We start from the raw sequence: 23,249 nt of genomic DNA on the forward strand, positions 1-23,249 counted from the left end.
GGATCAATCCACTAACGCAGGGCGGGCCGCGTCGATCGGCACCAGAGATCCGGCCCCGGCCGTCGCGCCCCGCCGCAGCAGGGCGAAGTCGTTTCGGCTGATCTGCAGGGTCGGCGGTTTGCCCATATCCTGCAGGCCTTGCCGGATCGTTTGGTATTTCCGGGTATAGCGTTCGGCATTGGCGGGGGTGCGCGAATGATAAGCGCCAACCGCTGCCGTCCAGTCACCGGTTTCTTCATACAAGTCCTGCAAGAACCGGGCGGCATAGCGGGCATTGGCTTCGGGATCGACCATTTCGTCAAGTGACGCGAACTGGTCCCCGTGCCAGCGATAGTTGATCTGGAAACACCCGACGTCGAAATTGCGGCGGCCTTCCTTGAACTTGCCGAAAACGAACTTGCGCAGCGCATCTTCACTGTCGAAATACCGACCTTCGCCCTCCATGTTCACGGCCCAGGGCCAGGGCTGCAATTCACCGTCAATACGTTGCCCTGTTTCCAGCCGTGTTACGGCCAGCATGACCTTGCGGGGGATGTTTGCCTCTGTCGCGGCGCGGATCGCGGCGCTGTCGCAAATAGCGGCCTGGCCGACATCGCGGGCCAATGCAGGCACGGCGGCCAGGATCAGAAGCAGCAACAAAAGGGCAGGGGGCAGCGATCCGGGAACAACCCGGCGAAAGAAGGAAAAGCGCATCGACATTCTGTCCGTGACTGGTGTTGCGTGTCATCCACCGGACTACGGGCGATTGATTTAGAATCCGTAAGGATTGAAGCCGCCCCGCGCCCCGCGCTATGCCGGGGGGCAAAGGGGGACGGACATGCCGCAAAACCATCTGATCGACGCCCTGTCGCAGGGCCTGCGCGAAACGCCGGAGAAGCACTTCGTTGTTAACAAAGGAGCGCAGCGCAGCTATGCCGCGCTGTTCGATGGCGCCGCCCGTATGGCTGGCCGCCTTGTCGCGCTGGGCCTGGCTCCCGGTGATCGTGTCGCGGTGCAGGTGGAAAAATCGGTCGAGGCGTTACAGCTTTACCTGGCCACGGTGATGGCGGGCGGTGTCTTTCTGCCGCTCAACACCGCCTATACCGCGGATGAGGTTGCATATTTCCTGGGGGATGCCACGCCGCGGATTCTGGTCTGCGATCCTGCGCGCAAGGATGCGCTGGCGCCGCATGCTGCCGGTGCCCGGGTGCTGACGATGGATGCGAATGGCGCAACCGATTTCGACTGGGCGGGGCAGGGGCCGTTGACCCCAGTCGCGCGCGGACCGCAGGACCTGGCGGCGATCCTTTATACCTCTGGCACCACGGGCCGGTCCAAGGGGGCGATGTTGAGCCATGCGAACCTGTTGTCGAATTCGGAAACCCTGCGTGACTATTGGCGGTTCACATCTGACGACGTGTTGATCCACGCGCTGCCGATCTTTCACACCCATGGCCTGTTCGTCGCGACCAACGTTGCGCTTCTGGCTGGCGCGGCGATCCATTTCCTGCCGAAATTCGATGCCGACGCGATCGTGCATGCCATGCCAGGGGCCACCGCGCTGATGGGGGTGCCAACGTTCTACACCCGCCTTCTGGCTGACCCGCGCCTGACGCCAGAGCATGCGGCGAACATGCGGCTCTTCATCTCGGGCTCTGCGCCGCTGTTGGCCAGCACGCACCGCGAGTGGGAGGCCAGGACCGGCCACCGGATCCTTGAACGTTATGGCATGACCGAAACCAACATGAACACGTCGAACCCCTATGAAGGCGAACGCCGCGCGGGGACCGTGGGCTTTCCGTTGCCGGCAGTCGAACTGCGTGTCATGGCAAACGGGGCAGAGGTCGGGCCGGACGAGATCGGTGTGATCGAGGTGCGTGGCCCGAACGTGTTCCAGGGCTATTGGCAGATGCCGGAAAAAACCGCGGAAGAGTTGCGCCCGGACGGCTGGTTCATTACCGGCGATCAGGGGATGGTGGATGCCGACGGCTATGTCACCATCGTCGGTCGCGCCAAGGATATGATCATCACCGGCGGTTTCAACGTCTATCCGAAAGAAGTCGAGTCGCTGATCGATGCTCAGCCCGGCGTCAAGGAAAGCGCCGTCATTGGTGTGCCACACCCGGACATGGGTGAAGGTGTGGTGGCAGTAGTTGTTGCCGAAGGGGAACTTGCTGTTGATGCGCTACAGGCCGCGATCGGGGAAAAGCTTGCCCGGTTCAAGCAGCCCCGCATCTGGCATCTTGTTGATGCTTTGCCGCGCAACACCATGGGAAAGGTCCAGAAAAAGGTGCTGCGCTATACGTATTCAGATGCATTCAAGGCGAAATAGGGTCTGAAATTGCCTTATGCGCTGTCCGCGCAGTGCTGTCGGAAGGCGCGTTTGAGCATGTCCAGCTCGGTGCGCAGCAGGTCGATTTCAGCCCGCAAATCGTGGGCCAGCACGTCGCCGGCGACGATCGCAAAACTGCCCAATGTCATGCCGTCCGCATCGCAGACAACGAATGTCTGTACACCGTCGCTGATTGCCGTCGCCGGGATCGGGACGCGCAGCGCCCATGCGCCCGGCGCGGTCTTGGTCAGTTCGACGCCGTCCAAACGTTGCCCCATATGACTGACGCTGACCCGCAGATCGCTGTCCGTGCCAGCGATCTCGCCATCCCAGATACCTTCACGCAGGCGGGTCGGGGTCAGGGTGAAAAGTGTCATGGCGGTTCCCTAAAACTGTGCGCGCAGGCGGCGAGAGACCGTCAGGTCACGCAAGACGACCTGATTCATCGTCGGTCGGTCAAAGATCAGGTCGATCCAGGCGCTTTCCACCGGTGCGTCAGACATGCCGGACCCGGATAGGTCAAATTCGACCACACCACCGACGACTTCTTGTACAAGTTGCTCGGCGTTCGGCCCCTGATGAAGGTTGAGCCGGGCAAAAATGTCCAGCGGGTGCTCGACCTCTGCCAGCAGGTCTATCTGTACGATGTGTTCGCGGGTCAGCCCCTGCCGCGCCGCTGCGGGCAGATCGATGGCCAATGACAGGTAACTTCCGTCGAAGCGCAGAACATCCATTTGCAGGCCAAAAGCGGCCAGATCGGTGCCGCGCGTGTTGCGCCGCTGGCGCAAAGTCAGTTCCGACAAGGGGCAATCGTGAAACAACGCCACCTCTTCCCCGAACCGCGCACCACTGACGACACCGGCCACGCCCGGCAGCGGCATCGGTGCGCGCCACAGCCCCGGGCGCCAGGACCAGTCGGTACCGCGCGGCGTCGGAAACGAGGTCGAGCCGATCCGGGGCTTGGCCAGCCGTTCGTCAGCGGTGTGCAGAAACGCATTCAGCTGGTGGCGCACTTTCCGGGCGATGGTTCGGGTGTCGTGCAGCGCCTCAAGTGACAGCTGATCGGCCTGGATTGCGCGGCGCGTCCAGCGGCGCAGGGCGGCGCGGTCCATGAACTGGTCGATCCTGCTGTTGTCGCGTCCTGCCATGGTGTCCCTGTACTTGCGGCCCAAAGTTTATTGCGAAGACCGGCCGCTGAACAATCGCCCGAAGACGCCAAGGCCAGGTAAAAGCCCCTGTTGCCCGGGCGATTCTGGTGCGGCACCTGAAATTGGTCCGGTGGCGGGGGCCTGTTTTGGGCTGTTTGCGCGGATCATGCCCACCGTATCCGCAAGGAACCGTGCGCCGTCCGGCCCGGCCAGCGCGCTGCCGCTTGGGGCATAGAGCGCCAGTCCGACCAGGTGATCGTTGACGTGCATCGCAGCCCGCCAGTGACGGGTGTCGCCATTGTCGATCACTTCGCTGCCGCCACCGCCCAGATGCGCCAGAACAGCGCCTTCGGCATCCAGCGCCTGCAAAAGCGGAACCTCCAGGCTGGCGGCAAGGGCTTCGGCGCTGGGCAGGTCGGGTTCTTTGCCGGTAGGGCCGATCGATGCGGTGACAACCACGGGCGTGACCACCGGACCGACCGCGCCATTGCTCAGGATGCGGCAGCTGGCAATCACGGCAAAGCCCTGTCGCCCACGGTCATCCAGCGTTTCGGGATCGACGCAATATCCACTTGGGCCTGCGATCACCACATCGCCATTGGCGACACGGGCGGTGGCCAAAGGTTTCGGGGCGCTGTTGAACAGCGCCCCGTTATCGGTATCGGTGGGCAGAAACGCGGCGAAGAATCCGCGTTTGGCAGGCGTTGCGTCACGCGCTTCGGGGGCCGAATTCGGCACCCCTGTTGTACAACCGGTCAAAACCAAGACCGCAATTGTTACCGCTGCCCCCCGGATCATCGGTTCACAGGTCGGCGTAAACGTGTTTTTCGTCCTTGCCGCCCGGATGGGTGACCGCGCCCTTGTAGGTCTCGCCCACCAGCTGCGCGTATTTCCACAGGGCGCCCGAGGCATAGATGGTTTCGAGCGGGCCTTTCCAGGCTTCCTTGCGAGCGGCCAATTCATCATCGGTCAGCGCCACGTCGATCTTGCCTTCGATGGCGTCGATGGTGATCACGTCACCGTTCTGGATCAGCGCGATCGGGCCGCCGTGCGCCGCTTCGGGCCCAACGTGGCCGACGCAGAAACCGCGGGTCGCGCCAGAGAACCGGCCATCTGTGATCAGCGCCACTTTCTTGCCCATGCCCTGACCGGACAGGGCCGCGGTGGTGGCCAGCATTTCGCGCATACCCGGGCCGCCTGCCGGGCCTTCATTGCGGATCACGATGACTTCGCCTTCTTCGTATTCCCGCTTCTTGACCGCTTCGAACGCGTCTTCTTCGCATTCGAACACGCGGGCCGGACCGGTAAAGCGCTGGTGCTGCATTTCCATGCCCGCGACCTTCACAATGGCACCTTGCGGGGCCAGGTTCCCCTTCAGGCCCACCACGCCGCCGGTGGCGGTGATCGGGGTTTCAACCGGGTAGATGACCTTGCCGTCGGCTTCGCCCTGGATCATGTCCAGTTCTTCGCCCATGGTTTTGCCGCTGGCGGTCATGCAGTCTTCGTGGATCAGGCCCGCTTTGCGCAGTTCCTTCATCACAACAGGCACGCCGCCTGCCTCGTACAGGTCCTTGGCCACATATTGGCCGCCCGGCTTCAGATCGACGAAGTAGGGCGTATCGCGGAAGATTTCGCAAACGTCGTCAAGGAAGAAGTCAATCCCGGCTTCGTGCGCGATGGCAGGCAGGTGCAGTCCGGCATTGGTCGACCCGCCGGTGCAGGCCACGACGCGGGCCGCGTTTTCCAACGACTTGCGGGTGACGACATCGCGCGCACGGATGTTCCGCTCTACCAGGTCCATAACGGCCCGGCCCGAGGCTTCGCCATACTGGTCACGCGATTCATAAGGCGCGGGGGCGCCCGACGAATTCAACAACGCAAGGCCAATGGCTTCGGACACGCAGGCCATGGTGTTGGCGGTGAACTGGCCGCCGCAGGCACCGGCCGACGGGCAGGCCACGCGTTCGAGGATTTCCAGCTCTTCATCGGAATAGTCACCGGCCTGGTGACGGCCAACCGCTTCAAACACGTCCTGAACGGTCACGTCCTTGCCATGCAACCGGCCCGGCAGGATCGACCCGCCGTAGATGAAGACCGATGGCACGTTCAAACGCACCATCGCCATCATCATGCCCGGCAGCGACTTGTCACAACCGGCAAGGCCGACAATCGCGTCATAGCAGTGGCCGCGCATCGTCAGTTCCACGGTGTCGGCAATCGCTTCGCGCGACGCAAGGGAACTGCGCATCCCTTCGTGACCCATCGCGATGCCGTCGGTCACGGTGATCGTGGTGAATTCACGCGGGGTGCCGTAGGCCTGCTTCACACCCATCTTGACCGCTTGTGCCTGGCGGTTCAGCGCGATGTTACACGGCGCTGCCTCGTTCCAGCAGGTGGCCACGCCGACCAGCGGCTGATGGATTTCTTCCTCGGTCATGCCCATGGCATAATAGTAGGAACGATGCGGCGCGCGCGCGGGACCTTCGGTAACGTGGCGGCTGGGCAGTTTGGATTTGTCGAACGGTCGCTTGAGCATGACGCGCCTCCCAATGGCAGAAGATTTGTCCCGGAATACAAAAGCGCCCTTGACTGCACAAGGATCAACGGCAGGTCAGAAGTGCCGCAGGGACGGTTTTCCTGTAGCATAGGCAAAGGCCCCCGGTACCGATATCATTGCAATTCGGCCCCGACCGGCTTAAGTCACCGCCAAATTGCAGCCGCTGGAACCGCCGCATGAACTGGATCACCAACTATGTCCGTCCCCGGATCAACTCGATCTTTTCCCGCCGCGAGGTGCCGGAAAACCTGTGGTCGAAGTGCGATGGCTGCGGCACGATGCTGTTTCACCGGGAACTGTCGGACAACCTGAACGTCTGCACAAGCTGCGGCCACCATATGGGGATCACCCCGCGTGAACGGTTCCACGCGCTGTTCGACGGCGGCGTGTTCACCGAGGTGGCGGTGCCGGAACCGGTGGCCGACCCTCTGCAATTCCGCGACCAGAAGAAATATCCCGACCGTATGAAGGCAGCCCAGAAGGGCACTGGCGAAAAAGAAGCAATGCTGGTCGCCGAGGGCGAGATCCTGCGGACGCCTATCGTCGCGGCCGCCCAGGATTTCACCTTTATGGGGGGATCGATGGGGATGTACGTGGGCAACGCGATCATCGCCGCCGCCGAACGTGCTGTTGCCCTGCGTCGTCCGCTCGTGTTGTTTTCCGCCGCTGGTGGCGCGCGGATGCAGGAAGGTATCCTGAGCCTGATGCAGATGCCGCGCACCACCGTTGCCGTGCAGATGCTGAAAGAGGCAAATCTGCCGTACATCGTTGTGCTGACCCATCCGACGACCGGAGGCGTCACCGCATCCTATGCCATGCTGGGGGATGTCCAGATCGCCGAACCCGGCGCGTTGATCTGTTTTGCCGGTCCGCGCGTGATTGAACAGACCATTCGCGAAAAGCTGCCCGAAGGGTTTCAGCGCGCTGAATACCTTCTGGAACACGGGATGCTGGACCGCGTGACAGACCGGCGCGAGCTGAAGGAAGAGCTGGCCACCATTATCCGCATGATGATGAAAATGACGCCGCCGATCAAAGGCGAATTGCCCGCGCCGTCCGGGTCGCCCGAATTGCCAACGCCGCAAGACGCCACGGAATGACCGCGCCGACATCTGACATCATCCTGCAACGGATGATGGCGCTGCACCCAAAGATCATTGATCTGACGCTGGACCGGGTCTGGCGCCTTCTGGCCGCGCTGGGCAATCCGCAACAGATCTTGCCGCCGGTCATCCACATTGCCGGCACCAACGGCAAGGGCAGCACCCAGGCGATGATCCGGGCCGGGCTCGAAGCCGGTGGAAAACGCGTGCATGCCTACACTTCGCCCCACCTTGTGAAGTTCCACGAACGGATCCGCCTTGCCGGAGAGCTGATTTCCGAACCTGCGCTGACCGCGTTCCTGGACGAATGCTATGCCGCCAACGGCGGGGGCAGCATCACCTATTTCGAGATCACAACCTGTGCCGCGCTGCTGGCTTTTGCCCGCACCCCGGCGGATTACACCCTGCTGGAGGTTGGCCTTGGCGGACGTCTGGATGCGACCAATGTGGTTGACACGCCCGCGCTGACGATCATCACGCCGGTGTCCATCGACCATCAACAGTACCTTGGCGAAACGCTGGCGGAAATTGCCGGTGAGAAGGCCGGGATCGTGAAGCGCGGCGTGCCCTGCGTTGTCGGCCCGCAGCAGGATGAGGCGCTGGAGGTGATCGAAGCGCAAGCTGCCCGGCTGGGGGCGCCGCTGATCGTGCATGGTCAGCACTGGCATGTCTGGGAAGAACGCGGACGCATGGTCTATCAGGACGAAACCGGCCTGTTGGACCTGCCCTTGCCGAACCTGCCCGGCGCGCATCAGGTGCAGAACGCCGGTGCGGCGCTGGCTGCATTGCGTCATATCGGGGTCGACGCAGAGGCCTGCGAAGCAGCGGTGACCAACGCCTATTGGCCGGCCCGGATGCAGCGCCTTCGCCATGGTCCGCTGGTCGATGCCGCCCCGAAGGCCGAGATGTGGCTGGACGGCGGCCACAACCCCCACGCAGGTCAGGCAATTGCGGCCTATCTGGCGCGCCAGCCGGAACGACCGACGCATCTGATTTGCGGCATGCTGAACACCAAGGACGTTGGCGGATATCTTGTGCATCTGGCCGACGTGGTCGACAGCCTGACCGCTGTCGACATCGCTGGCGAAATCAACACCCTGCCCGCTGCGGAAACCGCAGCTGCCGCCCGCAGGGTCGGGATTTCGGCCGAAACCGCGCCGTCGCTGGACAAAGCCGTTGCCGGGATCGTGGCCAGATCGCCGGCCGCGCGCATCCTGATTTGTGGTTCGCTCTATCTGGCTGGGCAGGTTTTGCGCGAAAACGGCTGATTCGACGAGAAACCGTGGTTTGCGAATCACCAGATGTTGACTGATTCGATTCGCTTCTCCTATACGTTGACGAAACGCCATCGGAATGTGTTGGGTATGGCGCGTCGGGGGACATCTGTATGTATTGTGTCAAGGCAGCTGTGCAGGCCTTACCGTGTCAGCGCTTCGCGTCGAGCAGCGAACACCCCCCATTTCCGGAATCCGAAAACGCCCCGTACCTTGCAGCAGCCGCAGGTCAAGCGGGAAGTTTCGGTTCGTAAGCAGGCAGAACTGCAAACGAGCAGACCTTGGGGGCCGACGGGCCCCCTCTTTTTTGCGCGGGGCTCAAGGCGCGCCCAGTTGTTCGGCCAGATCTTGAAGGATCGGGCAATCTGGCCGGTTGTCACCCTTGCAGCACGAAACCAACCCGGCCAGCGTGTCGCGCATGGATTGCAGCTGCGCGATCTTTTCGTCGATCCGCACAAGGTTTTCCTGTGCGATCCGTTTTACATCCGCGCTGGCGCGTTTCTTGTCTTCGTACAGCGCCATCAGCGCCCGGCAATCTTCGATCGAAAAGCCCAGCGCCCTGGCCCGGCCCAGAAACGCAAGCTTGTGCAGGTCGCTTTCCTGAAAGCTGCGGTACCCGTTCGACAGCCGTTGCGGTGTGATCAGCCCGATGTCTTCGTAATATCGGATGGTTTTGGCCGGCAGACCCGACCGTTCCGCAACTTGACCGATGTTCATTGTGCCTCTCCTGATTACTCTGCCGGTTGCGCTGTTGCTGCCCGGTGGTGGTGCGTGGCGGGGGCGGTCACCGGGTCGATCCGGCGCAGGCGCAGCGCGTTGCTGACCACGAAAACCGACGACAACGCCATCGCTCCGGCGGCCAGCATCGGCGACAGCATCAGCCCCGTGAGCGGATAGAAAACTCCCGCTGCAACGGGGATCAGCACGATGTTGTAGCCGAATGCCCAGAACAGGTTCTGCCGGATGTTCCGCATTGTCCGGGCCGAGATATGGCGCGCGTTCACCACCGCTTGCGGGTCGCCCGACACCAGCACGATGTCACCGGTTTCAATTGCGACATCGGTGCCTGTGCCCATCGCGATACCGACTTCCGCTGCTGCCAGCGCAGGTGCATCATTGATGCCGTCGCCGACAAAGGCGACCGCGCCATGCGCCTTGCGCAGGTTTTCCAACGCTTTGACCTTGCCATCGGGCAGGACTCCCGCGACCACGTGGTCAATCCCGGCTTGCCGGGCAATGGCGCTTGCGGTCGCTTCGGTGTCTCCGGTGATCAGCGCGACGGCCAGCCCGGCGTCATGCAGCGCGGCGATGGCGTTTCGCGCAGTGGATTTCAGCGGGTCCGAGACGGAAAACACGGCGGCCAACTGACCGTCCACCGCCACAAGGATCGGCGTTTCACCCCTGGTTTCGAACGTGGTCAACGCATCGGTCAGCGGATCCATCGCGATGCCTTCCCGCTCCATCAGGCGCGGCGCGCCGATCAGCAGCGCTTTGCCGTCAACCGTTGCTGACAGCCCGAACCCGGCAATCGCCTGCACATTCTCGGCTGGCAGCAGCGGGTCGGGGCAGGCCGCCTCCATCGCGCGGGCAATTGGGTGTTCTGACCCGGCTTCGGCGCTTGCCGCAAGGTGCAGCACCTTGTCGGCATCAAAGCCGGCAGCAGCGGCCCGTCCAGTCAGCACCGGCTTGCCTTCGGTCAACGTACCGGTCTTGTCAAATGCCACGACGCGCACGTCCTGCAACCGCTGCAACGCATCACCCTTGCGAAACAGTACACCCATCTGCGCCGCACGCCCTGTGCCCACCATGATCGAGGTCGGCGTGGCCAGACCCATGGCGCAGGGGCAGGCGATGATCAGCACTGACACGCCCGCCACAAGCGCAAGCCCAAGCGACGGCTGCGGCCCAAGGTCGAACCAGAAGGCAAAGGTGATCGCCGCCACCAACAGCACCGCGGGCACGAACCAAAGCACCACCTTGTCGGCAAGCGCCTGCACCGGAAGCCGGGCGCCTTGTGCGTCCTCGACCATCGCGACGATACGGGCCAACAACGTGTCGGCACCCACGCTGGTTGCGCGATAGGTCAGTGCACCCTGACCGTTTATCGTGCCGGCCACAACTGACGCGCCTTCGGATTTCTGTACCGGAATCGGTTCGCCGGTGATCATGCTTTCGTCGATCCACGATCCGCCGGACTGCACCGTGCCATCAACGGCCACGCGTTCGCCTGGGCGCAGGTGCAACAGGTCGCCGGGCACCACGTCTTCCACCGGGATTTCCACCACCGTGCCATCCCGTTCGACGCGCGCGGTATCCGGGCGCAGCCCGATCAGCGCACGAATCGCCGCGCCGGTTTGACCCTTGGCCCGCGATTCCAGCCAGCGGCCCAGCAGGATCAACGTCACGATCACCCCCGCCGCTTCGAAATAGACCGCGCGCGCTCCGTCTGGCAGCAACGCAGGCGCAAACAGCGCGACGGTGGAATAGCTCCAGGCCGCAAGCGTGCCCAGCGCAACAAGGCTGTTCATGTCCGGCGCCCCCTTGGCCAGAAGCGGCAGGCCGATGCGATAGAACCGCAGGCCGGGCCATGCCAGAACGGCCGTGATCAGAACAAACTGGAAAAACCAGAAGGTTCCTTGCCCGAGTGTTCCCAACAGCCAGTGATGCAACGGTGGAAACAGATGCCCCCCCATTTCCGCGACGAATACAGGGAATGTCAACGTACCGGCGATGATCAGGTCGCGGCGCAGGGCATCGTGCTCTTTGGCGCTGCGGTCATCGGCCTCTGCTCCTGTGGTGACGGGTTCGGCAGGATAGCCCGTGTTCGACACCGTTCTAGCCAGGGTCGCCGGATCAACGGACCCGTGCAGGTGACGAATCTCGGCGCTCTGGTTGGCCAGGTTGACGGTGGCGGACAAAACCCCCGGCACCTTTTGCAACGCGGTTTCGACCCGCGCCGAACAGGATGCACAGGTCATGCCGGTGATCGACAAACGCGATCTGGTCTCGCGCCCGGGATAGCCCGCCTTGGTCAACGCCGCCTGCAATGCACCCGCAGACACCGCGCCGGTGACGGTCGCGGCCTTGGTCGCGATGTTGACGCTGGCATCCTCGACGCCCTCCACACCCTGCAAAGCGCGCTGGGCCCGCCCGGCGCAGCCTGCGCAGCTCAGGCGTTCGACATCGAATTTCAATACCTGTTCCATGATGACCTCCGGTCTATCCGGTCCAGATAACACTTCCAGTAACTGGAAGGTCAAGGGTCGGAACCTGCCAGCAATCATACCTCCAGATCTTGTGAAGGGATGATCGGGAAGAACTGCCCCGACGACCAGACCCCGAACCACCCGTCCTGATGCGTGCCCAGTTCGACCAGCCGGTAGAAACTTTTTCGGTCGATCAGCGCCTCGAGGTTGCGGCGGATCAGGATATAGGGCGATGGCTCGTCGGTTTCGGGATCGCGGACCACCCGGATCGGATGATCGGGTCCGGCGACCGCCACGTCCTCGACATGGGTATGAAAGGTCAAGACCTGGTCCTGCCCTTCGCCCGTCACGTCGAAATCGGTGGCAACAAAGGGCGCGTCATCGACGGTGATGCCCACCTTTTCAACTGGGGTCACAAGGAAGTAATCGTCCCCATCCTTGCGCAGGATCGACGAGAACAGCTTGACCAGTTCATAGCGTCCGATCGGCGTACCCAGGTAGAACCACGTTCCGTCCCGCGCGATGCGCATATCCAGATCGCCGCAGAACGGCGGGTTCCACAGGTGAACTGGCGGGGGGCCTTTCTTGCCTGCTGCCCTTGCAGAGGCAGCAAGCCCTTCGGCGGAGGGGGTTACACCTTTTTGTGTGCTCATAGGTTTTGCCATTTCTTTCGCGCGCGATACACTCTTAGCAAATACATAAGGCGCAAAGGGAGTGCTGTCATGGCGGATGCCACCGATCTGGTCGCGGAAATCGAGGCGTTGGAGGCCAAGCTGGCCGAAGCGAAGGCCGCGATCACGAAACGGTTCATCGGGCAGGAACGGGTGGTCGACCTGACCTTGTCGGCGCTTCTTTGCGGCGGTCATGGCCTGCTGATCGGTCTGCCGGGCCTGGGCAAGACTCGGCTGGTCGAAACCCTGTCCACCGTGATGGGCCTTGATGGCAATCGCGTCCAGTTCACGCCAGACCTGATGCCCGCAGATATCCTTGGCTCCGAGGTTCTGGAAACCGGTGCCGATGGCAGCCGCGCGTTCAAGTTCATTCCTGGCCCGATCTTCTGCCAGCTTCTGATGGCCGACGAAATCAACCGCGCCAGCCCGCGCACGCAATCGGCGCTGTTGCAGGCGATGCAGGAAAAGGTCGTGACCGTTGCCGGGGAAACCCGCGCCCTGACTGCGCCGTTTCACGTTCTGGCCACGCAAAACCCGATCGAGCAAGAAGGCACCTATCCCCTTCCAGAAGCGCAGCTTGACCGTTTCCTTGTCCAGATCGACGTCAGCTATCCGGATCGCCAGACCGAACGCGATATCCTGCTGGCCACCACCGGTGTGGCCGAGGAAGAGGCGCACCAGGTCTTTACCCCCGAAGCGCTGATTGCTGCGCAGCAGTTGCTGCGCCGGATGCCGGTGGGGGATTCGGTGGTTGAAATGATCCTCGATCTCGTCCGCGCCTTCCGTCCCGGCGATCCGTCGTCATCCGAACGGGTGCGTGAAACTGTGGCCTGGGGCCCCGGCCCCCGCGCCGCGCAGGCCTTGATGCTGACCGTACGGGCGCGGGCGTTGTTGCAGGGCCGCCTGGCCCCTGCACCCGAGGATGTGCTGGACATGGCCAAGCCTGTACTGGTCCACCGGATGGCCTTGTCCTTCTCGGCTCGTGCGCGTGGTGAAGACCTTGGTGCAATCATCGACAGCGTTACCGAAACCCTGCTGCATTCCGAGGCTGCCGCTTGACCACCGTCGCCCACCTGCGCCAGCGGTCCGAGGAAGAGGCCAGCCGCCTTCCGGCGCTTTTGGCGCGGGCCGAACACCTTGCGGGTACGGTCCTGCTGGGTGAACACGGCCGCCGCCGGTCCGGGATGGGGGACGATTTCTGGCAGTACCGGCCGCTGCGGGCGGGCGACAGCTATCGCATGATCGACTGGCGCAGGTCCGCGCGCGGCGATGCGCAATTCGTGCGCGAACGCGAATGGCAGATCGCGCAAAGCGTCATGCTCTGGCTGGATCAGGGCGCGTCAATGCGCTTTGCGTCTGACAAGAAGGGCGTGACCAAGGCCGACCGCGCGCGGCTTCTGACTCTGGCCACAGCGATCTTGCTGTTGCGGGCCGGTGAACGGGTTGGCCTGACCGGCGCCAGCCTGCCGCCCCGCAGTGGAAACGTGCAGGTGATGCGCCTGGCCGAAGCGTTTTCCAGCGACCAGCCCGAAGATTACAGCGAACCCGAATCGCGGGGCATGCTGCCGCACTCGCGCGCGATGTTCGTGTCGGATTTCATGGGCGACCTGACGCCGGTCGAAGCGGCTTTGACCAAGGCTGCCGATCGCGGTGTGCGCGGTGTGCTGTTGCAGGTGCTTGATCCGGCCGAGGAAAATTTTCCCTTCGAAGGCCGCACGATTTTCGAAAGCGTGGGCAAGACCATGGCGCATGAAACGCTCAAGGCGGGCGAGTTGCGCGAAAAATACCTGGCGCGTCTGGCTGAACGCAAGGATCGGCTGTCGCAGCTTTGCCGCCTGACCGGCTGGCAATACACCTGTCACCACACCGGCGACAGCGCGCAATCCGCGCTTTTGTGGATTTACCGCGCCATGGACGGAGGCCACGGATGACCCTGTTCGGCGCACTTGGATTCACCACCCCCTGGCTGCTGCTGTCGCTTCTGGCGTTGCCGATCCTCTGGATCATTCTGCGCGCCGTGCCGCCTGCGCCGATCCGCCGGATCTTTCCCGGTGTGGTCCTGCTGCTGGGGCTGAAGGACGAAGATCAGGTCAGCGACCGCACGCCGTGGTGGCTGTTGCTGTTGCGGATGCTGGCGGTGGCGGCCGTCATCATTGGCCTGTCGGGCCCGATCCTGAACCCGAAAGCGGATGGCGAACCAGCCGGCTCCGGCCCGCTGCTGATCCTCATGGATGGCAGTTGGGCCAGCGCAACCGACTGGCAAACACGGATCGGCGCGGTCGAGGGGCTGTTGTCCGAGGCCGCGCAATCCGCGCGACCCGTGGCCATTGCCCGGCTCACCGACCCGCAGGAACCGCTGTTCCAATCGGCCGAGACCTGGGCCACCCGCTTGCCCGGTTTGCAACCTGACCCGTGGACGCCCACGGGCGATATGGCGGCGCGGTTCGCCGACAGCCTGCCCGACATGGATTTCGACACCTACTGGTTCTCTGACGGGATCGACCGTGAAACGCGATCCACCTTGTTGGCCACGCTGGAAGATCGCGGCGCGGTGACGGTGTTCGAAAGCCCACGCAATGTGTTTGCCCTGACCCCCGCACGGTTTGTCGACGGAAACGTACAACTGACCCTGCGCCGCCTGCGACCCGGTCCGGAAACCGAGGTTTCGGTTGCTGGCCACGGCACTGATCCGGCAGGCAATCCCGCGATACTGGTGCGTACCCCGGTGATCTTTGAAAACAGCGCGACAGAGGCCGAACTGGAATTGTCGCTGCCTGCCGAACTTCGTGCCCGCATCACGCGATTTGAAATCGACGGCCAGCGCAGCGCCGGGGCCGTGACCCTGCCCGACGACAGCCTGCGCCGGCGCGAGGTTGCGCTGATCGCCAGTCGCGACGATCGCGAAGGGCTGGAGCTGTTGTCGCCGCTGCATTACCTGGCCAAAGCTTTGCAGCCGACGACCGACTTGTTGTCCGGCGGTTTGGCCGACGTGCTTCCCGCCAATCCCGATGTAATCGTTCTGGCCGATGTGGCCACGCTCTCGGGCGGTGAAACCGCAGACCTGCTGGATTGGGTGGATCAGGGTGGGATGCTGTTGCGGTTTGCCGGGCCACGACTGGCGTCCAGCGATGTCAGCCGCGAAACCGAAGACGCCCTGATGCCCGTACGGTTGCGGGCCGGCGGCCGTACGGTTGGCGGCGCGATGAGCTGGGGTGAGCCGAAGTCGCTGGCCACCTTCCCTGCGGAAAGCCCGTTCTTCGGATTGCCGGTGCCCGACGACGTGCGCGTCAGCGCGCAGGTCATGGCGCAGCCGGATCCGACGCTGGCCGAACGGGTGATCGCGCAGCTGACCGATGGCACCCCGCTGGTCACACGCAAGCGGATCGGGCAGGGGCAGGTGGTCCTGTTTCACGTAACCGCCAATGCCGAATGGTCTACGCTGCCGCTGTCGGGCCTGTTCGTCCAGATGCTGGAACGGCTGGCCGTATCGACTGCCCCGACCCATTTCACCGAAGCCGATCTTGCCGAAACCGTCTGGCAGCCGCGGATGGTTCTGGACGGGTTTGGCCGCGTGCGCGATGCCGACCGCCTGCCGGGGGTCGATGGTTTGGCGCTGCTGTCCGATCCGTTGGGGCCGGACCTGCGCCCGGGCCTGTATGACAGCGAGGATCGCAGCATGGCGCGCAACGTGGTGACGCCTGAAACTCTGTTGGCGCCGACAAACTGGCCTGCGCGGATCCCGGTCGAAGGCTTGCAGCGCCCGCAGGAGCGCCCACTTGCCGGATATTTTCTGACAACAGCGATCCTGTTGCTGTTGGTCGATATTCTTGCCTCGCTTGCGCTGTCGGGCCGTTTGCGCGGGGCGCGGGCGACGGCGGCAAGCGTGCTGGTTGCGCTGACTCTGGTCACCCCACAGCACGCGCGGGCCGAAATCGACCCCGTCGCGGCGACAGAGGAATTGCGTTTGGCTCATGTCCTGACCGGTGATGCCGCACTGGATGACCGCGCCCACGCCGGGATGCGGGGCCTGTCAGAGGCGTTGTTCTTCCGCACCTCGGTTGAACCCGAAGAGCCGGTGGGCGTGAATCTGGAAACCGACGAACTGGCGTTTTACCCGATGCTGTATTGGCCGGTCACCGCCAGCCAGCCGCAACCCTCGGCCGAAGCCTATGCTCGACTGAACACCTATCTGCGGTCGGGCGGGATGATCCTGTTCGATACGCGTGACTCTGACATTGCGCGCTTTGGCGGCGCCAGCCCCAATGGTCGGAAGCTGCAACAACTGGCCGCGCCGCTGGATATTCCGCCGCTGGAACCGGTGCCGGGCGATCACGTCCTGACTCGCACCTTTTACCTGCTGCAGGATTTTCCGGGCCGCTATGCCAGCCGCGATGTCTGGGTCGAAGCTGCGCCGCCGGATGCCGAACTGGTCGAAGGGATGCCGTTTCGCAACCTGAACGACAACGTGACCCCGGTGGTGATTGGCGGAAACGACTGGGCCACTGCCTGGGCGCTCGACGACGGTGGCAACCCGATCTATCCGATGGGGCGCGGCTTTACCGGTGAACGCCAGCGCGAAATCGCGTTTCGGTTCGGTGTGAACCTTGTGATGTACGTGCTGACCGGCAACTACAAATCCGACCAGGTGCATGTGCCTGCGTTGCTGGACAGGTTGGGCCAATGACAAGCTCTATCGTTTTCGACCCGCTTCTGCCCTGGCCCTTGCTTGCTGTCCTGGCCGTGATCGCCGCGTTGGGCGTTTTGCTGGCGCTGTGGCGCGGGCTGCCCGGATGGCTGCTGCGCGCGCTGGCGGCTGTGGTGCTGGTGGGTGCGCTGGCGCAACCGTCGTTCCAGACCGAGGACCGCGCGCCGCTGTCGGATATCGTGCTGATGCTGGTGGACCAGTCCGCCAGCCAGACGCTGGCCGACCGAGCCACCGATACCGAAGATGCTGCTCAGGCGCTGGCCGCGCGGATCGTTGCGCGCCCCAACACCGAACTGCGCCGCGTCGACATCGGGGATGGAGAGGACAACACCGGCACATTGGCGATGGCGGCGCTGAATGCTGCGCTGGCGGAAGAGCCGCGCGCGCGGGTGGCAGGTATCTTCATGGTGTCGGACGGGCGTGTACACGATATGTTGCAGGCGCCCGACCTGCCGGCGCCGCTGCACCTGCTGCACACCGGGCGGCAGGGTGACTGGGACCGCCGGCTGATCGTCAAAAGCGCCCCGGCCTTTGCCATTCTGGGTGAACCGGTGACCCTGATCCTTCGGGTCGAGGATGACGGTGCCGCACCCGGCGACACTCTGAGCGAGATGCGGATCTCGATCGACGGGGACACGCCGCAATCGTTTGATGTGCCGATCGGGGAAGATATAGAGATTCCGGTCACGCTGCCGCATGGCGGGCTGAATGTCATTCAATTCACCCTGCCCGAAGCCGCGGGCGAACTGACAGACCGCAACAACACCGCGCTAGTCCAGATCAACGGCGTGCGCGACCGGTTGCGCGTTCTTCTGGTCAGCGGTGAACCGCACGCCGGCGGTCGGACCTGGCGCAACCTGCTGAAATCGGATTCGTCGGTCGATCTGGTGCATTTCACCATCCTTCGTCCGCCCGAAAAGCAAGACGGCGTGCCGGTGACCGAACTGTCGCTGATCGCCTTTCCGACGCGCGAACTGTTCCTTGAAAAGATCGAGGATTTTGACCTGATCATCTTTGACCGCTACAAGCGGCGCGGCATCCTTCCGGCGATCTATCTGGACAACGTGCGCAACTATGTCGAACAAGGTGGCGCTGTGCTGATTGCGGCGGGGCCGGATTTCGCCAGCGCCGACAGCATCTATCGGTCGCCCTTGTCCGCGATCCTGCCCGCCGAACCCACTGCCCGCGTGATCGAAGAGGCGTTCCGCCCCAAGGTGACCGATCTAGGCCATCGCCATCCGGTCACGGCAGACCTGCTGGGGCAGGAAACCTGGGGACGCTGGATGCGCCAGATAGAGGTTGACCCGCTGGAAGGCGAAGTTGTCATGACCGGGGTCGATGACAAGCCGCTGCTGATCCTTGATCGCGTTGGCGAAGGGCGTGTTGCGATGATGGCATCGGACCACGCCTGGCTGTGGTCGCGCGGGTTCGAAGGCGGGGGGCCGCAGCTGGAACTGTTGCGCCGTTTGGCGCATTGGATGATGAAGGAACCCGAGCTGGAGGAAGAGGCGCTTTGGGCCGAACCCACCGGGCAGACCATGCGCATCATCCGCCGCACGCTGGGCGATTCCGTCGGGCAGGTGACCGTCACCCGTCCGGACGGGACCGAAGACCAGGTGCAACTGGAAGAGGTTGCCCCGGGCCGGTTCGAAGCGGTCTACGAAGGCCCGGAAATCGGGCTGTATCGCTTGGCCGAAGGCGATCAAAGCGCGGTTGTCGGACTTGGCCCCGCATCCCCTAAGGAATTTGAGGAAACCATCGCCACGGGTGACGCGCTGCAACCGTTGATCGACAGCAAGCGGGGCGGTGTCGTTGCGCTTCAGGACGGTCTGCCAAGCATCCGCGAGGTGCGCGATGGCCGGCCTGCGGCGGGTCGAGGCTGGCTGGGGATCACGCCGCGCGATGCGTTCGAAACGCTGGATGTGACCAAGACTCCGCTGTTGCCGGCGTGGTTGGTGCTGCTTCTGGCATCGGCGATGATCGTGGGCGCCTGGTTGCGCGAAGGGCGGAGCTAGCGATCCGTCGTTTCCAACAGCACCTGGCGGCTGTTTGACGCGAATTCACGGCGCAGGATGACCAGAACGGTGAACACGGTTGCGGCCATCAACGGCACGGCCCCCAGTAACCACGCCGACGCCGCGATCCCGAAATAGACCGACCGCAGCCCACGGTTATATCCCCGCGCGGCAAAGACATTGATTTCCCCGGCCTTGGCGGCACGGGCATAGGCCAGATCGCTGACTTCATTCGGCACGGCGGCCATCAGGACAGAGCAATAGCCGAACAGCCTGTGCGACCAGACGAATTTCAGAAAGGCGTTGGTGGCAAAGATCAGCAGCAGGACCAGTTTCAGTTCCAGCAGGATCGCAGGATCGGAATCATGGGTCAGGTCTTCGGTCACGCCGCGCAGCAGGTCGGCGTTCCCGATCAAGGCGAACCCGCCGCCAATCGCGATCATGCTGGCCGAGGCAAAGAACGCCGTCCCCTGCCGCAGGCTGGCAACGATCTGCGCATCGAATATGCGGGGATCGCGTTGCACGAACGCTGTCATCCAGGTCCGGCGATAATCGGCCATCAACATGGACACCGACGGGCGCGATTTGGGCGGGTGTTCGATGATGCGCGACGACCCCAGCCAGACAATCGCCAAAACGGTCAGCGCAACGATGTCGGGGGTCGAGAAAAAGCTGAACCGCTCAACCCAGGTCATCGTTCAGAACGGCTTTACGACGACAAGCCAGAGAATGAAGATCGCACCGAAGACGCTGATCTCGTTGAAGATGCGCAGGTAAAGGTCGGATTCGCGAAACATGCCTTGTTTCGCGCGTGCGACAAGGACGCCGGTCCAGACGTAATGCGCGGCCAGCAGCGTGACGGCTGCGATTTTCACAAGCACCCAGACCGGGAAACCCCAATCCCACGCCAACCAGAGACCGGTGATGACCGCGATCACGGCAAGACCCGCGGAAAACCGGTAAAGACGATAGGTCAGGTCACCCAGCGGCCCGAATTCACCCTTAAGGGCATAATCACGCTTCCAGTAAATGATCGCGCGGGGAACTGCGAAGATAGAGGTCATCCACCCCATCACGCAGAGAATATGTATGATCTTGACCCAATCCATGGCGGCAACTGATCCTTTTGCGCGAAAACATGCAAGACTGAGCAGACGTCGCACGCGAAAAACTCTGGTCAAACAGCGAATTTTGGTTATATAATTTTACCAATTCAGGAGGAATACCCATGCAGATGCCGGAGCCCGACCCTTCAATCCTGTCCCGCAAGGCCCAGATCGTGGCGCGCCTGCGCACCGTTCTGCCCGCCGACGCGGTGATCGAGGACGAGATGGAAACGCGCGCCTATGAATGCGACGCGCTGACTGCGTATCGCTGCCCGCCACTGGCCGCGGTGTTGCCTGCGAGTACACAGGAAGTCTCCGACGTGCTGCGCATCTGCCACGAGGAAGGCGTGCCCGTGGTGCCGCGCGGATCCGGCACATCGCTGGCCGGCGGTGCGCTTCCGACAGCGGATTCGGTCATCCTTGGCGTGGCGCGAATGAACGACGTGATCGAGACCGATTACGAAAACCGGTTCATCCGGGTTCAGACCGGGCGCACCAACCTGTCGGTCACCGGTGCGGTCGAGGAAGAAGATTTCTTTTACGCGCCTGACCCGTCGTCACAGCTGGCCTGCGCGATTGCCGGCAATATCGCGATGAATTCCGGCGGGGCGCATTGCCTGAAATACGGTGTGACGACCAACAACCTGATGGGTGTCACCCTTGTGCAGATGGACGGCACCATCGTCGAACTGGGCGGCGCGCATCTGGATTCGGGCGGCTATGACCTGCTGGGCGTGATCTGCGGATCCGAAGGCCAGTTGGGCGTGGTCACCGAGGCCACGCTGCGCATCCTGCGCAAGCCCGAAGGCGCGCGGCCTGTGCTGATGGGGTTTGATGAAAACGAAGTGGCAGGCGCCTGCGTGTCCGACATCATCAAGGCGGGAATCCTGCCAGTGGCCATCGAGTTCATGGACCGACCCTGCATCGAAGCAACCGAGGCGTTTGCCAAGGCCGGCTACCCGATGTGCGAGGCGTTGCTGATTGTCGAAGTCGAGGGCAGCGTGACCGAGATCGCAGCGCAGCTGGAACGTATTCTGGAGATTGCCCGCCGCCACAACCCGGTGGAACTGCGCGAGGCAAAGGATGCCGATGAGGCCGGGCGCATCTGGCTCGGCCGGAAATCCGCCTTTGGCGCGATGGGGCAGATCAACGATTACATGTGCCTGGACGGCACGATCCCGGTGAACGAATTGCCCTATGTTCTGCGCCGGATCGGCGAGATGTCGAAGCAATACGGGCTGGGCGTGGCCAATGTGTTCCACGCGGGGGATGGCAATATGCATCCGCTGATCCTGTTTGATGCCAACAAGCCGGGCGATCTGGAACTGTGCGAGGCGTTCGGCGCCGATATCCTGCGGCTGTGCGTCGAAGTGGGGGGATGCCTGACCGGCGAACACGGCGTCGGGATCGAGAAGCGCGACCTGATGACGGATCAATACGCGGCCGAGGACCTGGAAATCCAGATGGCGGTGAAGGATGTGTTCGACCCCAGCTGGCTGTTGAACCCGGCCAAGGTGTTCCCGCTTGGATCGTCGGAATCGAGGCGCAACGTCCGGATGGCGGCGGAATAGGGGGGCGCTGCCCCCCATCGCGGCGAACCGCGATTCCCCCCGGAGTATTTATTGGAAAGATGAAAGCATGAGACCTGAGTCGGAGGCCGATCTGGCCGAGTTGATCAAGGCCGCCAACGGGCCCTTGCGGGTCCGGGGCGGTGGGACACGACCGATCGGTGCGGAGCTTGACGGCAGCGTTCTGGAAACCGGGGGGCTTTCGGGGGTTACGCTGTACGAACCGGGCGCGCTGACCGTCGTGGTGCAGGCCGGCACGCCGGTGGCGGAACTGGAACAGGTTCTGGCCGCGGAAGGGCAGCGCCTGCCGTTCGAGCCGATGGATCACCGCGCGCTTCTGGGGACAAGCGGGACACCGACCGTCGGAGGCATGGTGGCGGGCAACGTATCCGGCCCGCGACGGATCCAGACTGGGGCCTGCCGGGACGTGATGCTGGGCGTACGGTTCGTGGACGGAAACGGTACGATTCTGAAAAACGGCGGCCGGGTGATGAAGAACGTCACCGGTTATGACCTGGTCAAGCTGATGGCCGGCAGCTGGGGCACGCTGGGCGTGCTGACCGAGGTGGCGTTCAAGGTTCTGGCCGAACCCGAGACCGAGGCGACGCTGGTCTTCCGTGGCAAGGAACCGGCGGCGGGCGTCGCGGCGCTGTGCGCGGCGCTGGGCACGCCGTTCGACATCACCGGCGCGTCGCATCTTGAGGCCGGGCTGGACGGCGACAGTGCGCGTACGCAGGTGCGGATCGAGGGGATGGAGGCATCTGTCAGCTATCGCGTGAAGGCGCTGCAGGGCGGGGTGCTGGCCGGGTTCGACGCGGTCACCGGTGAAGACAGCGCCAGGCTATGGCAAGAGGTGCGAGATGTTACGCCCTTTGCAGGGCACGAGGGCGCGGTCTGGAAAGTTTCGGTCAAGCCGGGCGACGCGCCTGCGCTGACCGCCGCGTTGCGCGCTCAGGGGCTGGGATTCAAGGCGATGTATGACTGGGGTGGCGGGCTGATCTGGCTGTTGATACCCGAGGCAGGCGACGCCGGGGCCGCGCGCATCCGGCAAGAGGTGGCGCGCCTTGGCGGCCATGCGACCCTAATCCGGGGGTCTGCGGACCTGCGTGCCCGCGTGCCCGTGTTCCAACCGCAACCGGCGCCGATCGCGGCGATCGAGGCGGGGCTGCGCCAGAGGTTTGATCCAAAGGGGGTTCTGAACCCGGGGCTGATGGCCGGATGACGGCAGAGCTGCTCATAGGGTATGCATCGACCTTTGTCGGCGGGCCCGCGCTTTATTCCGTCTTGATGCGGCTGAAAGGGGGGCTTTGGGCGGTGCTGATCCTTGCGGGTTTGGTGATCGCGACGGCGGGGATCGCGCTTTCCCAAATGCGCCACAGCCTGACGGGTTCAGCGACGCCGGGCCCGTTGGTGGCGCTGTTCTTCATCTGGTTGTCCTGGGTTCTGGCGGTGTCAATGGTGGCACTGTCATTCCGATCCCGGTTCACCACACATCGCGGAAAGCGCCGACTGTTTCTGGCCGGGCTTCTTGCAACGACACTTCCGTGGTTCGGTTTGGCCACGGCCCGAATGATGGCGACCTGAC

20 protein-coding genes are annotated in these 23,249 nt (G+C 63.4%); 10 read left to right on the top strand and 10 right to left on the bottom strand.

The window, feature by feature from the left end; all coding sequences use genetic code 11:
* Positions 1-3: 3 nt before the first annotated feature.
* Complete coding sequence (locus VK792_RS08705) at positions 4-636, bottom strand: transglycosylase SLT domain-containing protein (protein WP_326297079.1); 633 nt, start codon at positions 634-636, stop codon at positions 4-6.
* A 181-nt stretch (positions 637-817) separates the two neighbouring features.
* On the opposite strand from VK792_RS08705, the gene VK792_RS08710 reads away from it, so the two are divergent.
* Positions 818-2,311, top strand: a complete 1,494-nt coding sequence (locus VK792_RS08710; protein WP_326297080.1) for a malonate--CoA ligase — start codon at positions 818-820, stop codon at positions 2,309-2,311.
* Positions 2,312-2,325: 14 nt separating this feature from the next.
* Here the strand turns inward: VK792_RS08710 and VK792_RS08715 are convergent, their stop codons facing one another.
* The 4 genes from VK792_RS08715 to ilvD form a co-directional block, all read right to left on the bottom strand.
* On the bottom strand, positions 2,326-2,688 hold the full coding sequence (locus tag VK792_RS08715; protein ID WP_326297081.1) for a hypothetical protein: 363 nt from the start codon (positions 2,686-2,688) through the stop codon (positions 2,326-2,328).
* A gap of 9 nt (positions 2,689-2,697) precedes the next feature.
* On the bottom strand, positions 2,698-3,459 hold the full coding sequence (locus VK792_RS08720; RefSeq protein WP_326297082.1) for a DUF6478 family protein: 762 nt from the start codon (positions 3,457-3,459) through the stop codon (positions 2,698-2,700).
* 27 nt (positions 3,460-3,486) lie between these two features.
* Positions 3,487-4,197 carry a dihydroxy-acid dehydratase gene (locus VK792_RS08725; RefSeq protein WP_326297083.1) on the bottom strand — a complete coding sequence of 237 codons (711 nt, stop codon included), beginning with the start codon at positions 4,195-4,197 and terminating at the stop codon, positions 3,487-3,489.
* A 64-nt stretch (positions 4,198-4,261) separates the two neighbouring features.
* A complete protein-coding gene (gene ilvD, locus VK792_RS08730) occupies positions 4,262-5,995 on the bottom strand; it encodes a dihydroxy-acid dehydratase (protein WP_326297084.1) in 1,734 nt (577 codons plus the stop codon).
* A gap of 197 nt (positions 5,996-6,192) precedes the next feature.
* On the opposite strand from ilvD, the gene accD reads away from it, so the two are divergent.
* Complete coding sequence (accD, locus tag VK792_RS08735) at positions 6,193-7,116, top strand: acetyl-CoA carboxylase, carboxyltransferase subunit beta (RefSeq protein WP_326297085.1); 924 nt, start codon at positions 6,193-6,195, stop codon at positions 7,114-7,116.
* Positions 7,113-8,387, top strand: coding sequence for a bifunctional folylpolyglutamate synthase/dihydrofolate synthase (locus VK792_RS08740; RefSeq protein WP_326297086.1), 1,275 nt, complete (start codon positions 7,113-7,115; stop codon positions 8,385-8,387). The genes accD and VK792_RS08740 overlap by 4 nt, the downstream gene beginning before the upstream one ends.
* Before the next feature lie 324 nt (positions 8,388-8,711).
* On the opposite strand, the gene cueR is transcribed toward VK792_RS08740, so the two are convergent.
* The 3 genes from cueR to VK792_RS08755 form a co-directional block, all read right to left on the bottom strand.
* Entirely contained in the window at positions 8,712-9,110 is a 399-nt protein-coding gene (cueR, locus tag VK792_RS08745; protein ID WP_326297087.1) for a Cu(I)-responsive transcriptional regulator, read from the bottom strand.
* A gap of 14 nt (positions 9,111-9,124) precedes the next feature.
* Positions 9,125-11,599 (bottom strand): heavy metal translocating P-type ATPase, encoded by a 2,475-nt coding sequence (locus VK792_RS08750; protein WP_326297088.1) that lies wholly within the window; start codon positions 11,597-11,599, stop codon positions 9,125-9,127.
* A 74-nt stretch (positions 11,600-11,673) separates the two neighbouring features.
* Positions 11,674-12,252 carry a DUF1285 domain-containing protein gene (locus VK792_RS08755; protein WP_326297089.1) on the bottom strand — a complete coding sequence of 193 codons (579 nt, stop codon included), beginning with the start codon at positions 12,250-12,252 and terminating at the stop codon, positions 11,674-11,676.
* A gap of 69 nt (positions 12,253-12,321) precedes the next feature.
* Between VK792_RS08755 and VK792_RS08760 the strand changes: the two genes are divergently transcribed.
* The 4 genes from VK792_RS08760 to VK792_RS08775 are packed head-to-tail and all read left to right on the top strand — an operon-like array spanning position 12,322 to position 18,990.
* Positions 12,322-13,329, top strand: a complete 1,008-nt coding sequence (locus VK792_RS08760; RefSeq protein ID WP_326297090.1) for an AAA family ATPase — start codon at positions 12,322-12,324, stop codon at positions 13,327-13,329.
* Complete coding sequence (locus tag VK792_RS08765) at positions 13,326-14,201, top strand: DUF58 domain-containing protein (protein WP_326297091.1); 876 nt, start codon at positions 13,326-13,328, stop codon at positions 14,199-14,201. The genes VK792_RS08760 and VK792_RS08765 overlap by 4 nt, the downstream gene beginning before the upstream one ends.
* Entirely contained in the window at positions 14,198-16,954 is a 2,757-nt protein-coding gene (locus VK792_RS08770) for a DUF4159 domain-containing protein (protein ID WP_326297092.1), read from the top strand. The genes VK792_RS08765 and VK792_RS08770 overlap by 4 nt, the downstream gene beginning before the upstream one ends.
* A complete protein-coding gene (locus VK792_RS08775; RefSeq protein WP_326297093.1) occupies positions 16,951-18,990 on the top strand; it encodes a hypothetical protein in 2,040 nt (679 codons plus the stop codon). The genes VK792_RS08770 and VK792_RS08775 overlap by 4 nt, the downstream gene beginning before the upstream one ends.
* Here VK792_RS08775 and VK792_RS08780 read toward each other — a convergent pair.
* The gene (locus VK792_RS08780; protein WP_326297094.1) at positions 18,987-19,685 is read right to left on the bottom strand and encodes a DUF599 domain-containing protein; all 699 of its coding nucleotides are present in this window, start codon (positions 19,683-19,685) and stop codon (positions 18,987-18,989) included. The two genes, VK792_RS08775 and VK792_RS08780, sit on opposite strands and share 4 nt — an antisense overlap.
* A 3-nt stretch (positions 19,686-19,688) precedes the next feature.
* The gene (locus VK792_RS08785) at positions 19,689-20,099 is read right to left on the bottom strand and encodes a CopD family protein (RefSeq protein ID WP_326297095.1); all 411 of its coding nucleotides are present in this window, start codon (positions 20,097-20,099) and stop codon (positions 19,689-19,691) included.
* Between the two features lie 119 nt (positions 20,100-20,218).
* On the opposite strand from VK792_RS08785, the gene VK792_RS08790 reads away from it, so the two are divergent.
* From VK792_RS08790 to VK792_RS08800, 3 genes are all read left to right on the top strand, one after another.
* Positions 20,219-21,667 (top strand): FAD-linked oxidase C-terminal domain-containing protein, encoded by a 1,449-nt coding sequence (locus tag VK792_RS08790; RefSeq protein ID WP_326297096.1) that lies wholly within the window; start codon positions 20,219-20,221, stop codon positions 21,665-21,667.
* Between the two features lie 67 nt (positions 21,668-21,734).
* Positions 21,735-22,886 (top strand): FAD-binding protein, encoded by a 1,152-nt coding sequence (locus tag VK792_RS08795; protein ID WP_326297097.1) that lies wholly within the window; start codon positions 21,735-21,737, stop codon positions 22,884-22,886.
* Positions 22,883-23,248, top strand: coding sequence for a hypothetical protein (locus VK792_RS08800; RefSeq protein WP_326297098.1), 366 nt, complete (start codon positions 22,883-22,885; stop codon positions 23,246-23,248). Before VK792_RS08795 ends, VK792_RS08800 begins: the two co-directional genes overlap by 4 nt.
* The last annotated feature ends 1 nt before the right edge of the window (position 23,249 follow it).

Source organism: Mesobacterium hydrothermale (assembly GCF_035818635.1).
Lineage (GTDB): Bacteria > Pseudomonadota > Alphaproteobacteria > Rhodobacterales > Rhodobacteraceae > Mesobacterium_A > Mesobacterium_A hydrothermale.

Excerpts from the sequence above, each read along its gene's own strand:
- VK792_RS08710 (WP_326297080.1), top strand. The coding sequence starts at position 818 with ATGCCGCAAAACCATCTGATCGACGCCCTGTCGCAGGGCCTGCGCGAA.
- VK792_RS08715 (WP_326297081.1), bottom strand. The coding sequence starts at position 2,688 with ATGACACTTTTCACCCTGACCCCGACCCGCCTGCGTGAAGGTATCTGG.
- VK792_RS08720 (WP_326297082.1), bottom strand. The coding sequence starts at position 3,459 with ATGGCAGGACGCGACAACAGCAGGATCGACCAGTTCATGGACCGCGCC.
- ilvD (WP_326297084.1), bottom strand. The coding sequence starts at position 5,995 with ATGCTCAAGCGACCGTTCGACAAATCCAAACTGCCCAGCCGCCACGTT.
- accD (WP_326297085.1), top strand. The coding sequence starts at position 6,193 with ATGAACTGGATCACCAACTATGTCCGTCCCCGGATCAACTCGATCTTT.
- VK792_RS08740 (WP_326297086.1), top strand. The coding sequence starts at position 7,113 with ATGACCGCGCCGACATCTGACATCATCCTGCAACGGATGATGGCGCTG.
- cueR (WP_326297087.1), bottom strand. The coding sequence starts at position 9,110 with ATGAACATCGGTCAAGTTGCGGAACGGTCGGGTCTGCCGGCCAAAACC.
- VK792_RS08750 (WP_326297088.1), bottom strand. The coding sequence starts at position 11,599 with ATGGAACAGGTATTGAAATTCGATGTCGAACGCCTGAGCTGCGCAGGC.
- VK792_RS08755 (WP_326297089.1), bottom strand. The coding sequence starts at position 12,252 with ATGAGCACACAAAAAGGTGTAACCCCCTCCGCCGAAGGGCTTGCTGCC.
- VK792_RS08760 (WP_326297090.1), top strand. The coding sequence starts at position 12,322 with ATGGCGGATGCCACCGATCTGGTCGCGGAAATCGAGGCGTTGGAGGCC.
- VK792_RS08770 (WP_326297092.1), top strand. The coding sequence starts at position 14,198 with ATGACCCTGTTCGGCGCACTTGGATTCACCACCCCCTGGCTGCTGCTG.
- VK792_RS08775 (WP_326297093.1), top strand. The coding sequence starts at position 16,951 with ATGACAAGCTCTATCGTTTTCGACCCGCTTCTGCCCTGGCCCTTGCTT.
- VK792_RS08780 (WP_326297094.1), bottom strand. The coding sequence starts at position 19,685 with ATGACCTGGGTTGAGCGGTTCAGCTTTTTCTCGACCCCCGACATCGTT.
- VK792_RS08785 (WP_326297095.1), bottom strand. The coding sequence starts at position 20,099 with ATGGATTGGGTCAAGATCATACATATTCTCTGCGTGATGGGGTGGATG.
- VK792_RS08790 (WP_326297096.1), top strand. The coding sequence starts at position 20,219 with ATGCAGATGCCGGAGCCCGACCCTTCAATCCTGTCCCGCAAGGCCCAG.
- VK792_RS08795 (WP_326297097.1), top strand. The coding sequence starts at position 21,735 with ATGAGACCTGAGTCGGAGGCCGATCTGGCCGAGTTGATCAAGGCCGCC.
- VK792_RS08800 (WP_326297098.1), top strand. The coding sequence starts at position 22,883 with ATGACGGCAGAGCTGCTCATAGGGTATGCATCGACCTTTGTCGGCGGG.